General features: G+C 71.2%; 1 protein-coding gene. It reads right to left on the reverse strand.

The features are described from left to right. A partial coding sequence (locus tag JT719_RS24430; protein WP_207436403.1) for a glycosyltransferase family protein occupies positions 1-330 on the reverse strand: 330 nt, incomplete at both ends.

Here is a 330-nt window from a genome sequence, read left to right on the forward strand (position 1 = left end):
GACGACGGGCGAGCAGGGCGCGTTCTCGGCCGCGCCGGGCCGTTTCCGCCGCCTCTTCCACCACGGTGCGATGGGAAAGGACGAAGGGGATGTGTCGCACCGGGGCCTCGCCCTCGCGCTCCAGCAGGAGGAGCGCTGCGGCGTAGGGCGCATCCTCCACCGATGGCGCCAGCCCCGCTCCCGCCTCCAGCAGGGTCCGGCGCAGCACGATCAAGGGACCCAGATAGTTCTTCGCCTGGAAGAAGTCGGGGCTCCAGCCCGGCTTGAAGACGGGGTCCATCCGCTCCCCCCGGCCGTCCAGCCGGTCCTCGTCTGCGTAGAGCAGTTCCG

The organism is Sabulibacter ruber (assembly GCF_017355955.1).
GTDB classification, from domain to species: domain Bacteria; phylum Bacteroidota; class Bacteroidia; order Cytophagales; family Hymenobacteraceae; genus Nibribacter; species Nibribacter ruber_A.